Source organism: Providencia sp. PROV048 (genome assembly GCF_033688165.1).
Lineage (GTDB): Bacteria > Pseudomonadota > Gammaproteobacteria > Enterobacterales > Enterobacteriaceae > Providencia > Providencia hangzhouensis.
Window position 1 is genome coordinate 558,894 of the sequence record NZ_CP096360.1, and the last position, 16,096, is coordinate 574,989.

Here is a 16,096-nt window from a genome sequence, read left to right on the forward strand (position 1 = left end):
TTGGCTATTGTTGAATGCTTATAGTGGTAAGAGCTTGTGAATTAGTTTGACTTAAAAAGAAGCGGAATTTACAAGGTGGAAAAACGCGGAATGGGCGGCTTCTATTGATAGCCCTACAAAACAATTCTCTCGCTAATATGAAAACGTTTTTCTCGGTTGGGAATAGATCTTACTTGAATAAAAACAATTTATTAGATTAAAAAATTCGGTGTTTGATTGGTATAATAGTCAACCTAGTCACAATGCAATTAAGCCATAAACTAGGCTGGCGGAATGAAAAATACCCCTGTTAAGGGGCTAATTTTGACGCTGAAAGAATCGCTAAATTAAGTTTGTTTTATTATGGGCAATATTAGCTTATTTTTTGAAATAGTTGCCTTAGCAAACTTAACGGCGTGCGTGTAGGCCTATTTTGCTTATTTACTGGAGATCTGAAAAGAGTCCCAGTACTTGGGTGAATATTTATCGCAGATCCATCCCTTAGAAAGTTAACTTGTATTGTTCGACTATCGCCATTCAGGGTGGCAATGATATTTATAGAACCTTCGACTAAGCTGCTGATTTCTAATTCTGTATTTCCATATTCATCAGTCAACTTAATTGGTGAGATAATGGCATTTGCTGCTTCAAAGTGAACGTGTGCTCCTGCGATGCTTTGTCGGCTATTATTCACAATATGCAGTTTAATTTTGTTTTTACTGATCCCATCTGCCAATGCATTGTTTTGAATGATATCGACGCTACCAATAAATGACTGGCTAATATCGGATTTAAAGTTATATATTTCATTAATTTCTGTACCATGCTCAATATTTGCTTTTATTGCATAACTTCCTGATACCAAACTAGTAAATTGAATGGAAGCTTCACCTTTACTGTTAGCGATGATGCTATGGGATTGTTCAGAAACTGATTTTTCTGCCTGAGCCTTCCACATAAAATGATTAAGTAATGAATAATATCCCGTATTTTTTTGATTAATAGAATTAAGATTTGCAGGCAATGTGAAATTGACTTTCGCATTGGGTACTGGGTGGCCAAGAGTATCTTTAATTACTACAGTGAATATATTTGTATTTTTACCATCAGCGACAGCATTATTTCTTTTTGCGGTATTCTTATGGGTGATAGTGAGAGCGCCTGTGTTGGTAACTTCAATTAACGTTTCTGCTTGTGGGGAAACATTTCCGTTAATGTCATAAGCCGTCACGGTTAAGCGATAAAGATTGAGTTGTGAGTTTTTAAATGAATGATTGGCAATTTTATAAGACGGTAGTTTTACTGAACTTTCTCTGCCATTAAGGTGTATTTCCCCCCCAGCGGCTATCAATTCAGGGGCTTCTATCACTATTTTTTCTAGCGGGTATTTCGTGGTTAAATTGCGGATAATAGAAAGTTCTTCTCCTGTCATACCCTGAATAACTTTCGGTAATGATAATGAAATTAAGCTTTTCTTTTGGTATTCCAACACAATATTGTTATTACGGTTAATAAAATCATAGCGATTGGTGGAAATATGGCGAGTGGCCGCTACCGCCGAAGTATCAAGATGTTGCGCTAAGCTCCTTCCTAGCAACCAATTAAACGCCACTTTTGCATTTGTCTCATTTGTTCCACTATTGCCTATTTTATGTTCTGCATTTATTGCGAGCAGGGGAAATGGAGACCAATTGACGCCGACGGTAGCCGCCATTGGGTCTTTCTGGCGCTCATTTTTGCCAAATAAAGCGACGTCATCTCCGTAATATTGTTCCAGTTTTAGGTTTGCGCCTAAATTCGCATACGTGGGTAGCCAACCTTCAAGTTGAATATCCCAGCCGTTGGCGGGGCGTGCGTTATAATCATCGGCTAATTCGGATGCACTGCGCCAAGTCGATAGTCCCAAATAGCTATTCGCACTCATTCGAACGTAATCTTGAGCATATTCCACACCAAACCCTAAGCGCGAATGGTAATGGGATAAATCATGATCAAAGAAAGCATTTACCCCTATCATGCTATTTTGTTGGAAATGACGTAAACCAATACCGTTATTGGTCTGTAGCCGGCCATCAGTGCGGTGAATACTGTGCTGAGAAAATAACAACAAATCTTGTTGTTCATACCAAGGTACTAACCAATCTAATTGAGATGTCTTAATTGACAATTTTTTATCGAGATTAATATTTAGCCTGGCATTACCGGCTTTGGATAACCAATGTGTTATTTCATCCGTCGCCATATTTGCGGCTTTATGGCGAGCGTAATCTTGTGCCATATCTGCCAGATTTTTGGTGTTTTTTTCTTCAGAAGCAAAGTTTGCGGCATTTTGTCCATATTCCGCTAAAAAACGTTCAGTACTATCTTCAGGTTGGGTTCCTTCAAATTGAATGGCCTGACCACCGAGTGTAGGTAAATCGTCTAAATGGACGATTTGGGCATAACTTGGCACCATTGGCAAAATAGCCGTAGACCAAATTGCCGTAGAGAGGAGCAAACTGTTCGGTAGTTTAGGTTTCAATTTTGACGAAGGGGGATTCATCGAACATATTCCTGATATCAACATTAATATTGCTATTTTCAGGGCAGACAATGATCAGTGCTTGTGAATTGATCGGATGAATATGGAAATACGATTTGTATATTGGAAATATTTGGAATAACTGGCTTTGGTTGATAATCAAAAAATACGGAATACTATACAGATTAAAATAAATGATTTTTTTATTGGAAAAAATCTTACCATAATAAAAACAACAAATTAGATGAGGAAGTTATGGAGTTAACATTTTTAGGAACCAGTGCTGGGGTGCCGACAAAAGAGCGCAATGTCACCAGCATGATATTAAATTTAGTCGGTATCCGTAAAAGCTATTGGTTATTTGATTGTGGAGAAGGGACACAACATCGCATTTTAAATAGCCCATTTAAAACGCCAAAAATTGAGAAAATATTTATTACCCATTTACATGGCGACCATATTTTTGGTCTCCCCGGTTTGTTATGTAGCCGCTCAATGGGTGGGGCAACAGACCTACTGACTGTTTATGGTCCAAAAGGGTTAAAACACTATATTGAAACGGTATTAGCCGTGAGTGTGTCTTATATGACATACCCGTTGGAAATCGTTGAAATTGAAGCTGGGCAGTTATTTGAAGATGGGGAGTTAATTGTGACGGCTTATGCTCTTGACCACCGTGTTGAGTGCTACGGCTATCGTATTGAAGTACATCCAAAAAGTGGTGCATTAGACGCAGTCAAATTAGCCAATGACAATATTCCTCGCGGCCCTTGGATGCAAGCACTCAAAGCGGGTGAAACCATTGTTCTTGATGATGGGCGAGTCGTGAATGGGGCTGATTACCTTGGTGAGCCTATTCCCGGTAAAGTCGTTGCGATTTTTGGTGATACTCAACCGACAGAACAAGCACTGGAGCTTGCGAGAAATGCCGATGTGATGATCCATGAAACCACCTTAGAGGCTGAATTTGCTCAAAAAGCCAATGAGCGTGGCCACTCGACTACGGTACAAGCGGCTGAGCTAGCACGCGCGGCAGGGGTTAAGCGTTTTATCGCTACCCATATTAGTGGTCGCTACGTGAGCGAGGATATACCAAGATTGCTTGCAGAGTGCCAATCGGTGTTCCCTGCAACAGAAATCGCAGAAGACTATTTAACCGTGAAGATTTAATGTTAGCGGGCAAGATATTGTCCGCTAAACCTATTGGCGATTTTAATAAATCACTTTCACAAAGCCATTACGGCAATATGTTTCATATTCATCAGAAAGCTGCCTATTTGTGACTATCACATCAAATTGTGATAATTCCCCCATATTTGCGGTAGCGACTTCATCAAACAGGTTATAGGGAGCTAATAAAATCTTACGGATAGATTTTTCCATCGCTTTTTTCTTCATGGGTAAATCATCAAGATTATAGCAAGTTACGCCAAAATTCCCATGTACACCGGCCGCTGAAATAAAGGCTTTTTTCGGGTTGATTGAATCCAGTAATGAAGGGAGTGAAGGGTTGTAAAAAGAGTCACTTTTAGGGCGATACTCCCCGCCACACAGTAGCGCGGTCGCATTTTTTTTCTGGCTAAGGGCGAGAAAAACGTTATGAGAGTAACAAATACCAGTGAAATTAATCTCTTCGGGGATGAGTGAAATCAAGGTGGCCATTTCAATGCCATTATCAAAGAAGATCACATCATCTTCAGTTACCATGCTTGCTGCAAGATTAGGAATATATAATTCTTCAGTTTGATCTGGCGTAAAAACATCCGCATGCGGCTCTTGGGTAACTAAATTGGCAGGTTGGGTAACAGAAACAATATAGCCGCCAAGGAGCGACATTGGGATGGGGCCTTCGGTGTCAGCGCTTAGGTCTCGTCGAATAGTCATTTCTGAGACTTCGAGTATTCTAGCTGCTTCTTTTAAATGAATGCGTCCTGAGCGTTTTAAACATTCACTTAAACGGCGAAGGCGTTCTTTTTGTTTAGTTTCTATCACCCTACAATCCTTTTATGAGATACAAAATTGGCGCGGTTAGACCGCGCCCATTGACTTAATAGTCACTTGGTTTGGTGTTATTGCCTGTGACAATGGCAACACTCGCACTTGCACCTACACGGTTTGCACCCGCTTCAATCATTTTAATTGCTGTTTCGCGGTCACGTACACCACCGGAGGCTTTTACACCGACTTCATCGCCAACGACTTTACGCATCAGGGCGACATGGTGTTCAGTTGCACCCATTGTACTGAAACCTGTTGAAGTTTTCACAAAACCGACTTTAATTGTGCGGCAAATTTCACAAACTTGTGTAATTTCTTCATCAGTTAATAGGCAGTTTTCTAAAATAACTTTTAATGTTGCTTTACCGCAGGCTGCAAATACCGCTTCGATATCACGACGGACAAAGTCTAAGTCGCCACTTTTTAGCATGCCAATGTTGATAACCATATCGACTTCATCAGCGCCACGGCGGACAGCTTCTGCGGCTTCAAATGCTTTGGCTTCAGTTAAGCATGCCCCTAGTGGAAAGCCTACCACACAGCAAACTTTAACGTCGCTGTTTTTTAAAAGTTCGCTGGCTAAAGGAACATAACCTGTGTTCACACAGACAGATGCAAAATGGTGCTCTGCAGCTTCTGTACACAGTTTAGTAATATCGCTGACAGTCGCATTCGCAGCAAGTAAAGTGTGATCAATATATTTTGCTAAGTCTTGCATTTTCAACTTTCCTATATAAATGTGGGATAGACAACAAAGAATGAGGAAATGTGGTAGATATAACACTTGATCATTCGTTATTCGAGATCCTAATCACAAATGATATTTTTGCAACATGATAATGTTACTATCATATCACTATGTGATTTATTTAACACGAGGGACATTATGGATATAGCAGTTATTGGTTCAAACATGGTTGATTTGATCACTTATATCGATCAAATGCCAAAAGAAGGCGAAACGTTAGAAGCGCCAGCTTTCAAAATTGGTTGCGGTGGTAAAGGTGCGAACCAAGCGGTTGCTGCTGCTAAGTTAAATTCAAAAGTGATCATGCTAACCAAAGTCGGTGATGATATTTTTGCAGATAATACGATCCGCAATCTAGAGTCTTATGGCATTAACACCCGTTATGTGGAAAAAGTACCTTGTACCTCAAGTGGTGTTGCGCCAATTTTTGTTAATCAAAATTCATCAAATAGTATTTTGATCGTCAAAGGGGCGAATAAGTTTTTATCCCCTGAAGATATCGATCGCGCAGCGGAAGATCTGAAAAAATGTAAATTGATCGTCCTGCAATTAGAAGTCCAGCTTGAGACGGTTTATCACGCAATTTCATTCGGTAATAAACATGGGATCCCTGTGTTACTTAATCCAGCGCCTGCACAGCGTACTCTCGATCTGGATTTTGCCTGCCGATGTGATTTTTTTGTCCCGAATGAAACTGAACTCGAAATTTTAACCAATATGCCAGTCGACACGATGGATAACATTCGTCGTGCTGCGCAGTCTTTACTGGATAAAGGGTTAAAAAACGTCATCGTGACATTAGGGGAAAAAGGGGCGTTATGGATGACCCGCGACAGCGAGTTACACATACCCGCAATTAAAGTGAATGCGATTGACACCAGTGGTGCAGGGGATGCCTTTATCGGCTGTTTCTCTCATTACTATGTCCATACGGGGAATATTGAAGAAGCACTGAAAAAAGCTGTGATGTTTTCGGCTTTCAGTGTAACAGGGAAAGGCACTCAATCTTCTTATCCAAGTGTTGAGCAATTTAATGAATTTGTGCAAATCAACACAGCTAATGAATAGCTAAATAATAATAGTCCAACGTAGCTATATACCCTTTGAATAATTAAGTGGTCATCAGAGCCGCATAGCCACTCATCGGGTATAAATTATAAAAATATAAGGGTTACTATGAACATTAAGAACATCACTCAGTTACCGGATGGCTACCTGAGTAAGACTCCTCTATTCCAATTTATCCTATTATCGTGTCTGTTCCCATTATGGGGATGTGCTGCAGCATTAAATGATATTTTAATCACACAGTTTAAAAGTGTCTTTGAACTCAGTAACTTCGCCTCTGCTTTAGTGCAAAGTGCATTCTATGGTGGTTATTTCTTAATCGCTATTCCAGCGTCGTTAGTGATCAAAAAAACCAGTTATAAATATGCCATTATGGTGGGGCTGATCCTATACATCGCGGGTTGCAGTATGTTCTTCCCTGCGTCTCATATGGCGACTTACACCATGTTCTTGGCTGCTATTTTCGCCATTGCGATTGGTTTAAGCTTCCTTGAAACCGCAGCGAATACTTACAGCTCAATGATAGGCCCTAAACAGTACGCCACATTGCGTTTAAATATTAGCCAAACTTTCTACCCAATTGGCGCAGCTGGTGGGATCTTACTGGGTAAATATCTGGTATTTTCCGAAGGAGAGAGTTTACAAAACCAAATGGCGGGAATGAATGCGGAACAAATCCATGAATTCCGTTTAGCCATGTTGGAAAATACCCTCGAACCTTACCGTTACATGATTATGGTATTGGTGGTGGTAATGATTTTATTCCTTATTACCAAGTTTCCTAAATGTAAAGTGGCAGAAACGCAAGATCATAAGCGTCCTACGGCGTTAGAAACCTTAAAATATTTAGCGAAAAATAGCCGGTTTAGAAAAGGGATTATCGCCCAATTTTTATATGTCGGTATGCAAGTGGCTGTGTGGTCATTTACCATTCGTCTCGCATTAGAGATGGGGGATATTAACGAACGCGATGCCTCAAACTTTATGGTGTATAGCTTTGCCTGTTTCTTTATTGGGAAGTTTATCGCCAATATTCTAATGACTCGCTTTAATGCAGAAAAAGTCCTAATTATCTACTCGGTGATTGGGGCGTTGTTCCTGATTTATGTTGCGTTTATTCCGAGTTTCACTGCGGTGTATGCAGCGGTCATGGTGAGTATTTTGTTTGGACCTTGCTGGGCAACCATTTATGCAGGTACTTTGGATACCGTTGATAATGAGCATACCGAAATGGCTGGGGCGGTCATTGTGATGGCGATTGTCGGTGCTGCGGTTGTTCCTGCCGTTCAAGGCTATGTCGCAGATATGCTGCACTCATTACAACTTTCATTCCTCGTTTCCATGCTGTGCTTCGTGTATGTCGGTATTTACTTCGTTGGTGAACGCCGCTCTAAAGCCAAACAAGCTGCAAAATAGTGCTCAAATTGGGTAGTGTGAGCTACCCAATTCCATTTATCTTATTAAACCGTGAGTATGAAAATGAATACATTGATACCTCTTCACAAAAGCTTATTTACGGAAAACCCGACGCTTATTTTAAAAAATAACCAATTTACTGCCACTGCATTTCGTTACCAAACTGGCGTGGAAGGGCTACGAATTGAAAATCAGCAAGGGTATTTAACGATTTTACCTTTTTTAGGACAAATGATTTGGGATGCACAATTTTGTGGCCAAAATCTGAAAATGGAAAATATGTTTTCAGCGCCAAAACTGGTTCCAACGGTAGTTGAAACCTACGGTTGCTTTGCATTCCATTCAGGTTTAATCAGTAATGGTTGCCCTTCTCCAGAAGATTCACATCCATTACATGGGGAAATGCCTTGTGCATCAATGGATAGCGCTTGGCTGGAACTGACAGGCGAAAGTTTGAAAGTTGTCGGCGAATATGAGTATGTGATGGGTTTTGGTCATCATTATCGTGCGACACCGTCAGTGCAATTAAACTCAGATAGTGCATTATTTGATATTCATATGTCAGTCACCAATTTAGCATCGGTGCCTATGCCTCTCCAATATATGTGCCATATGAATTATGCTTACGTGGAGAATGCAACATTGACACAAAATATCCCCGAAAATGCGATTAAATTGCGTGAATCAATACCAGGGCATGTTCAGCCAACTGAAAAATGGCTCGAATTTAATGAAGCGCTGAAATCTGGCAAAGTCACATTAAATCAGCTTAATCAGCCACAAATGTGTGACCCTGAAATTGTGTTTTTTATGGATGATCTTAGCCAATATACCGCAACGCCTGAGTTTAGAATGGTTTCACCCGCAGGAGATACGTTTGTAACGCGTTTTAAATCTAATGAGCTAAATTATGCAACTCGTTGGATTTTGTATAATGGTGACCAAAAAGTTGGCGCATTTGTACTCCCTGCAACTTGTCGTCCAGAAGGTTTCCTTGCGGCGAAAAATAACCAAACACTGATTTGGTTAGAGGCAGGGCAAACTCGTGAATTTACTGTCACTACTGGTGTTGAAAAGTAGTTTTTTACTTTAAAAAGGCAGCACATTGCTGCCTTTTACTCATATTGCTGACATTCTTCTTCTAAATCGCGTAGAAGCGCCGCGGCATCATAAACTAATGTTTTATCCCCATCAGACTGCATCATCAATGCAACCTTAATATTTGCTTCATGCATATCAGGCAGAATTTCTGTCATCAGGTGTTTAAGGGTAAATAGCATTGGCGTAAAATTTGCCCATTCACCCGTTAAACACAACTCAACAAATGCTTTGGCAGGCCATAGGGGGAGAAAAAGACATTTTTCATCATTCCATGCGGTAACGAGATTTTTCCCATCACCGAGGCTCCATACCTGTTCCCAGTCAGCGATTTTACCGACAAAATAGTTATACTGTTGGTATGGTCTAAGCGCATGGACATTTTTTATTTCTTTATCATTTGGGGAAAATAGGTTGTTATTCATTATTGGATAATCTAAAAAGTACCTGATAATTATTGGGAAAATTATCTTTATAATTGTTATCTTAATAACAAGATAACGAAAAACAATACACAGTAAAACAAATAAAAATAAGATCTATCAGGTAAATTTTAGGGCGGTTAGAAATGATAGAAGCATTACTTGAAAAATATGCGATTGGTATGACCTTAATTGCGACTTTTCTCGCAACCTATTTAGCTTTTGAGATTGTACATAAACGCCGTAAGCATAAACATAAGCGCAAAAGTATTTTGATCAATGTGATTCAAACTGTTGTGCTGTGTGGCGTGGTTATTGTTATTGCTCAATATGTAGACATGGCCGCAAAAGATTTTGATTTAACCTTTATTTCCACTTCTCTGGTTAATTTTATTACCATCTCATTGATTGCATTGATTTTAATGCGAAAACTGTTCCAACTAGCGAACCGACTAGAAAAAGCACAGATTAAAAAAGGCAGTGACCCCACTTCGGCACGTATTGTTGCCCGCGTGTTTAAAACAGCGATATTTGTCATTATGGTACTGCTGTTTGGCGAGCATTTTGGGATGAGCCTTTCTGGTTTGATGGCGTTTGGCGGGATTGGCGGTATTGCTATCGGTATGGCCGGTAAAGATATCCTGAGTAATTTTTTCTCTGGGTTAATGCTCTACTTTGACCGGCCCTTCAATATTGGCGATTGGGTCAGTTCACCGGATAGAAACATCGAAGGCACGGTAGTTGAAATCGGCTGGCGGATCACTAAAATTATTACGTTTGACCACCGTCCGCTATACATTCCCAACTCGGTTTTTTCTTCTATTAGTGTGGAAAACCCGGGGCGCATGACTAACCGACGTATCAAAACTGAAATTGGTTTGCGTTACGAAGATTCAGACAAAATTGGAGCTATTGTCGATGATATCCGCACGATGTTACAACAAGATGTGAATATCGATACCAGCCAAACCTTATTAGTTTATTTCGATGCTTTTGCCGACTCTTCGTTAAATATTATGGTGTATTGCTTTACCAAAACAACGGTTTGGGCTGAATGGCTAGCCGCACAGCAAGCGGTGTATTTGAAGATCATTGAGATAGTTAAACGCCACGATGCTGACTTTGCATTCCCATCACAGACTTTGTATGTGGAAAAAAACAACTAACGTCCCATTACGGATAAATTGACCGATTAATTTGTGGTGTTCACAGGGTTAATTGGTTAATTTATCTTTTTATTATCTTTATGACGGCTTGAAGTATGGGGGAGTGGGGTGTGATGAGATAGAATTTTTATGCTATTAACCAGTGGCTTATAAAATATATTCGACTTTCCAAATCTTGCCCTCTTTTCTTACCATGCTAGTCATTTCAATTCCCTGATCTATCAAGTATATTGTCCGCCTCTTTTCCTCAGCTAACTAAGAGCCAGACTGCTATGAACAAAATCAATGTGGCATGTAGCCAGGGGGTCGCAATCTATTTCACTAATGAATTTCAGTGGGTAGATATTCGCGATGCACAGTTAAACAATATTGCCGCTGTCGTGCTATCTGAACAAGATGCCAACCAAGGGCTGTGGGAAAGAGTTGTTGAGAGTCAGCTGAGTATTCCGCTGTTTATCATTAGTGATAAACAGCTGCCAACCGATGAAAATTTACCACCTTATTTAACGGCGCTATTACCGCCAGCCCCGGCTGCTCGTGAAGAAAATAGTCGTCAATTGCTCGATGCTGCAAATCAGTACCTTGAGCAGTTATTACCGCCATTTTTTGCTCGAATGATGGATTATGCTGCGGGCCATAATGTGACTTTCGCCTGTCCGGGGCACCAAGGCGGCCAATTTTTCCGTCGCCACCCAACAGGGGAGCAGTTTTATCAATTTTATGGTGAAAACCTGTTTCGTACCGATTTATGCAATGCCGATGTGGCAATGGGCGATTTATTGATCCACGAGGGCGCAGCGAAAGAGGCACAAAAATTTGCCGCGAAAGTTTTCAATGCGGACAAAACTTATTTTGTCTTAAATGGCACCTCATCATCCAACAAAGTCGTGCTAAATGCGCTATTAACACCGGGTGATTTAGTTTTGTTCGATCGTAATAATCATAAATCAAACCACCATGGGGCGCTGATACAGGCGGGGGCAACACCGGTCTACCTAGAAACGGCACGTAATCCTTTTGGCTTTATTGGCGGTATTGATGCGCACTGCTTCGATGAAAGTTATTTACGTGGGCTTATCCAAGAAGTGATGCCTGAAAAAGCACAAGCCCAACGGCCATTTCGCTTAGCGGTGATCCAACTTGGAACTTATGACGGTACTGTGTATAACGCAAGGCAAGTGGTTGATAAAATTGGACATTTGTGTGATTACATTTTATTTGATTCTGCGTGGGTGGGGTATGAACAATTTATTCCAATGATGCGCCAGTGCTCGCCATTGCTACTTGAATTAAATGAAAATGACCCCGGTATTATGGTGACTCAGTCAGTTCATAAACAACTGGCTGGTTTCTCACAAGCGTCACAAATCCATAAAAAAGATAACCACATCAAGGGGCAAGAGCGCTTTGTTTCACACAAAAAACTCAACAATGCTTTTATGATGCACGCTTCGACGAGCCCATTTTATCCCTTGTTTGCCTCTTTAGATGTCAATGCACGTATTCACCAAGGTGATGCAGGCAAAATGATGTGGATGGACTGCGTGAAAGTGGGGATTGAGGTAAGAAAATCGATACTTCAGCACTGCCGTTATTTTAAGCCTTTTGTCCCTGAAATCGTTGATGGCAAGTTATGGCACGAATACCCAACAGAGCAAATCGCTGCTGAACAACGCTTCTTTAACTTCATACCGCAAGAACGTTGGCATGCGTTTGATGGCTATGCACAGGACCAATACTTCGTTGACCCCTGCAAATTGATGCTAACGACGCCAGGTATTGATGTCGAAAGTGGAGAATATGACGCTTTTGGCGTGCCTGCGACGATTTTGGCGCATTTTTTACGTGAACACGGCGTGATCCCTGAAAAATGTGACTTAAATTCAATTTTATTTTTGTTAACACCCGCAGAAACCCGTGAAAAACTGGAACTGCTAGTATCCCATTTAGTCCGTTTCGAACAGTTACTGGATGAAGATGCGTTATTAGAAGATGTATTGCCTTCGGTTTATCAGCGTTATCAAGACCATTATCAGGGCTATACATTACGCCGTTTATGCCAAGAGATGCACCAACTCAGCGTTAATGACAATATTAAACAGCTGCAAAAAGAGATGTTCCGTAAAGCTCACTTTCCGGAAGTGAAAATGGCACCTCAACAAGCACATTTAGAGTTTATTCGTGGTAACTGTGAATTATTGCCATTAGATGAATTGGAAGGGCGTATTGCCGTTGAAGGGGCATTACCGTATCCACCGGGCGTATTATGTGTCGTACCTGGGGAAGTATGGTCGGGGCCAGTACTGCGTTATTTCAAAGCACTAGAAACGGGTATTAATGCATTACCGGGCTTTGCTCCTGAGTTACAAGGTGTGTATATTTCGAAAAATGAAGGTGAGAAAAAACGTGTCTATGCGCATGTTTTAAAATAAATTTCTAAGTATGCAGATATTAAGCATAGATTTTACCTTGCTAGCTGGTTAAATTGGGGTCAGTGCCATTTCTGACTCCAATTTTAATAAGGTAAGGTATGAGCAAAAAAATAATCCTCGATTGTGACCCCGGCCATGACGATGCTATCGCGTTATTACTGGCTTATGGTAACCCTGACATTGAATTATTGGCGGTAACAACCGTTGCTGGTAATCAAACCCTCGAAAAAGTCACTCATAATGCACTGGCTATCGCTGAAATGGCGAAGATTAGCGGTATTCCATTTGCTGCGGGCTCGGTACGCCCTTTAGTTCGGGAAATTGAAGTTGCGCCTGATATTCATGGGGAATCAGGGCTTGATGGGCCTGTATTACCGACACCAACATTGAAGCTTGATGAAAGACATGCAGTTTCACTGATTATCGAAACCATTATGTCTCACCCGCCTAAAACGGTGACTTTAGTTCCTACTGGCGCATTAACGAATATTGCGCTTGCTGCTCGTCTTGAGCCTCGCATTGTCGAACGAGTTAAAGAAGTGGTGCTGATGGGAGGGGGCTATCATGTTGGGAATTGGAGTGCGGTAGCTGAATTTAACATCAAAATTGACCCAGAAGCGGCTCATATTGTTTTCAATGAAAAATGGCCGTTAACCATGGTGGGCTTAGACCTTACCCATCAAGCGCTAGCAACTCCTGATGTAGTGAAACAAATTGCTGCGATTGGCAGTGATTGTTCACAATTTGTCATCGAACTACTGGATTTTTTTGGGAAAATGTACAAGCAAGCTCAAGGCTTTGATGCTCCGCCAGTACACGACCCTTGTGCGGTTGCTTATGTTATTGACCCTAACGTAATGACCACACAAAAAGTGCCTGTAAATATTGAACTGACTGGGACGCACACGTTAGGCATGACGGTGGCTGACTTCCGCCATCCTGCGCCTGAAAATTGCCATACTCAAGTTGCTGTTAAATTAGACCATCATAAATTTTGGCAGTTGATTATCAACGCATTAAAAAATATTGGGTAATAAATGGATAATGAAATAGAACAAATGCCTTATGAGGCATTAATTGAACGTAGCATGAATGCGTTACAGGCCAAAAACCAATTTCATTGTGATACATGGAAATTAGATGAAGCCGATTGGTCAGTGAACCAAGACGAAGGAACCATTATTTTTCATGCGCCTGACAATATAATGGTAACAGCGCCCGTTCAAATTGTTGGTACTTATGACCAAAGCCAAGGCAGTTGGATGTGGAGCTGGGCAAACAGTTCTATCGACAGCGCTTTAACACAAGATGCAATCGCGGTGAAAGCTTATGGCGAGCGGAAAGACAACGCATTATTAACCGCCCGCATTAGTCAAATCGAGGAGTATGAGGCATGGCAATTAACGGCATTGGCTTGCGAACTCAATAATCAGCAAGGGGTGTACCGTGGAATTGCGGGGCATACTTTGGTATTTATGACATTTGGTGAAGTTTCTCTTAAACAAATTTAGGTTGTATTGGTGCTTTATCTCTGGTTGATAAGGCATTTTAGCGCCTTTATTCCATAGCCTATCCGTTATACTCATTTTCTTTTTCAATGAGGAGCTTGGTCATGTTAGATATTGCACTCGAAGCTGCTAAATTAGTCAAAACCATGACAGTAGACGCTTTTGAAGGGGCGGGAAAGTTTGATTATAAACCCGATCGTTCCGTAGTTACGGAAACGGATACCCGAGTTGAAGAAGAAATTAGGGCATTCTTTGCACAAAAAACACCGAATATCGCTGTTTTAGGTGAGGAGTTTGGCTTTGTCGGTGAGCAGCAATTCAGCTCTGGTTGGGTAATTGACCCGATTGATGGTACGCGTGCATTTATTTATGGAGTGCCGTTATTTAGTACGTTAATTGCTTATGTGGAAAATGGGGAACCATTACTTAGTGTGATTAGTTTTCCCGCGATATCCACACTCTACTTTGCCTCACAAGGGGAAGGGTGCTGGGTGCAAACAGCTAGTCAGGCTCCAAGACAGCTTAAACTCGAAAGCCAATCGCCTAAATCATTATCAGAAGCAGTGGTAAGCGCATCAGGCATTCATAATAGTAATTATAATTCCCGAGAAGGGTCGCAAATTTATCATTTGGATGCGGTTGTGGGCCAAGCAAGGGATTTCATTTTTGCTAATGACGCTTATCAGCATGCCATGGTTGCCAGCGGTCGCATTCATGGTGCGATTGATACCATTATGAAACCTTGGGATAGTGCGGCACTTATTCCGTGTATCCGAGAGGCGGGCGGGGAAGTTTGTGCATTAAATGGGCAGCGTAAGCAAGCCATGTTTGCGGGAAGCTTGCTATCAGCCGCAACGCCAGAATTAGCGGAGCAAATTATTGAACTGATGAATAGTTGAAGATGAGAGCGTGAAGATAAGCCTCTTCACGCGATTTAGTTGATATAAATTAGCTAAAATCAAAATGCAAACGTAGTTTTTTGCAATGTAAACAACGGAATAAATAACCTTGAGCAGAGCTATCTTGATGGAGAATATTCGCGAGCTCTGAAATTGAAAAACCATAATCAGCGATATCATTTTCAAGGGAAACAAATTCATCGAGTCTATCTTTGATGTCATCCCAGTAAACATAGCCTATGAATTCACAAGGCTCTTGGCAGTGTGCGAGCCAAATTTCTTGTTGCCACCCTTGATAGCCCGGTGTTCGTTTAATTAGTTCATCAAACATTTCAGTAGGGTAGGGGTTTAGAGTATGTGAAAACTCGCCGTCCTCGTCATATTCGCAATCAATACCTTCAACACTGGCAGGGTCTTGAAACTCACCATCAAATTTTGCACTAGCAGAACCATCAGCAATACACCAAGGACACAAAGCATCAATATCCTCAGTAGAATAAAACGGGCTTTCATAATAAATATCAGTAGGTTGCTTACAACAATCACAGGTTACTGTTTTATCCGTCAGAAAAGCTTCTGTTTCAATAGGGTTCGGATGGTACCTAAATGTAGGGAGTGTTCGGTTATTGAGTGGCATATACAGTTCCTATTAAAGGTTGCGCGAGAAGTAAACCAACTTTGGGAAAGCATACCATAAGGCTGCTTGATTATATCTTTCGGTTTTATTCCATGGTGAGTTTCAGATAATGCACTTCATTCAGTTAATTTGAATGAATTGAGCTATATTATTAGCTTTAACCTAAATAACATTGTCGATATGATGCCTTCATCGCAGACAACA

Annotated in this window: 14 protein-coding genes; 9 read left to right on the forward strand and 5 right to left on the reverse strand. The window is 41.0% G+C overall.

All coding sequences use genetic code 11. From position 1 onward, the window contains the following. Positions 1-352: 352 nt before the first annotated feature. Positions 353-2,521 (reverse strand): inverse autotransporter beta domain-containing protein, encoded by a 2,169-nt coding sequence (locus M1F26_RS02350; protein ID WP_180359544.1) that lies wholly within the window; start codon positions 2,519-2,521, stop codon positions 353-355. A 234-nt stretch (positions 2,522-2,755) separates the two neighbouring features. Here M1F26_RS02350 and rnz point away from each other — a divergent pair, with 234 nt between their 5' ends. Then, positions 2,756-3,670, forward strand: coding sequence for a ribonuclease Z (gene rnz / locus M1F26_RS02355; RefSeq protein WP_140172626.1), 915 nt, complete (start codon positions 2,756-2,758; stop codon positions 3,668-3,670). 42 nt (positions 3,671-3,712) lie between these two features. Here the strand turns inward: rnz and deoR are convergent, their stop codons facing one another. Continuing rightward, positions 3,713-4,492: a DNA-binding transcriptional repressor DeoR gene (gene deoR, locus M1F26_RS02360; protein ID WP_125892869.1), complete on the reverse strand. Its 780-nt coding sequence runs from the start codon at positions 4,490-4,492 to the stop codon at positions 3,713-3,715. A gap of 55 nt (positions 4,493-4,547) precedes the next feature. After that, a complete protein-coding gene (deoC, locus tag M1F26_RS02365) occupies positions 4,548-5,216 on the reverse strand; it encodes a deoxyribose-phosphate aldolase (protein WP_140172627.1) in 669 nt (222 codons plus the stop codon). 168 nt (positions 5,217-5,384) lie between these two features. Here deoC and rbsK point away from each other — a divergent pair, with 168 nt between their 5' ends. The 3 genes from rbsK to M1F26_RS02380 all read left to right on the forward strand — a co-directional run bounded on the left by rbsK (position 5,385) and on the right by M1F26_RS02380 (position 8,810). Continuing rightward, the gene (rbsK, locus tag M1F26_RS02370; RefSeq protein WP_102139120.1) at positions 5,385-6,314 is read left to right on the forward strand and encodes a ribokinase; all 930 of its coding nucleotides are present in this window, start codon (positions 5,385-5,387) and stop codon (positions 6,312-6,314) included. Positions 6,315-6,422: 108 nt separating this feature from the next. Then, positions 6,423-7,730, forward strand: a complete 1,308-nt coding sequence (gene fucP / locus M1F26_RS02375) for an L-fucose:H+ symporter permease (protein WP_140172628.1) — start codon at positions 6,423-6,425, stop codon at positions 7,728-7,730. A 63-nt stretch (positions 7,731-7,793) separates the two neighbouring features. Then, positions 7,794-8,810: an aldose 1-epimerase family protein gene (locus M1F26_RS02380; RefSeq protein WP_180359545.1), complete on the forward strand. Its 1,017-nt coding sequence runs from the start codon at positions 7,794-7,796 to the stop codon at positions 8,808-8,810. 35 nt (positions 8,811-8,845) lie between these two features. Here M1F26_RS02380 and M1F26_RS02385 read toward each other — a convergent pair whose 3' ends face one another. Continuing rightward, positions 8,846-9,253, reverse strand: a complete 408-nt coding sequence (locus tag M1F26_RS02385; RefSeq protein ID WP_140172630.1) for a DUF2750 domain-containing protein — start codon at positions 9,251-9,253, stop codon at positions 8,846-8,848. A 143-nt stretch (positions 9,254-9,396) separates the two neighbouring features. On the opposite strand from M1F26_RS02385, the gene M1F26_RS02390 reads away from it, so the two are divergent. The 5 genes from M1F26_RS02390 to M1F26_RS02410 all read left to right on the forward strand — a co-directional run bounded on the left by M1F26_RS02390 (position 9,397) and on the right by M1F26_RS02410 (position 15,255). Further along, positions 9,397-10,416, forward strand: coding sequence for a mechanosensitive ion channel family protein (locus M1F26_RS02390; protein ID WP_140172631.1), 1,020 nt, complete (start codon positions 9,397-9,399; stop codon positions 10,414-10,416). A 272-nt stretch (positions 10,417-10,688) separates the two neighbouring features. Continuing rightward, complete coding sequence (locus M1F26_RS02395) at positions 10,689-12,848, forward strand: ornithine decarboxylase (protein ID WP_094961410.1); 2,160 nt, start codon at positions 10,689-10,691, stop codon at positions 12,846-12,848. A 98-nt stretch (positions 12,849-12,946) separates the two neighbouring features. Continuing rightward, complete coding sequence (locus M1F26_RS02400; protein ID WP_140172632.1) at positions 12,947-13,882, forward strand: nucleoside hydrolase; 936 nt, start codon at positions 12,947-12,949, stop codon at positions 13,880-13,882. Positions 13,883-13,885: 3 nt separating this feature from the next. After that, positions 13,886-14,359, forward strand: a complete 474-nt coding sequence (locus tag M1F26_RS02405; protein ID WP_140172633.1) for a DUF6882 domain-containing protein — start codon at positions 13,886-13,888, stop codon at positions 14,357-14,359. 101 nt (positions 14,360-14,460) lie between these two features. Then, positions 14,461-15,255: an inositol monophosphatase family protein gene (locus M1F26_RS02410; RefSeq protein ID WP_140172634.1), complete on the forward strand. Its 795-nt coding sequence runs from the start codon at positions 14,461-14,463 to the stop codon at positions 15,253-15,255. A gap of 49 nt (positions 15,256-15,304) precedes the next feature. Here M1F26_RS02410 and cbrC read toward each other — a convergent pair whose 3' ends face one another. Then, on the reverse strand, positions 15,305-15,892 hold the full coding sequence (gene cbrC, locus M1F26_RS02415; protein ID WP_096864603.1) for a PF03691 family colicin E2 tolerance protein CbrC: 588 nt from the start codon (positions 15,890-15,892) through the stop codon (positions 15,305-15,307). Positions 15,893-16,096: the final 204 nt, after the last annotated feature.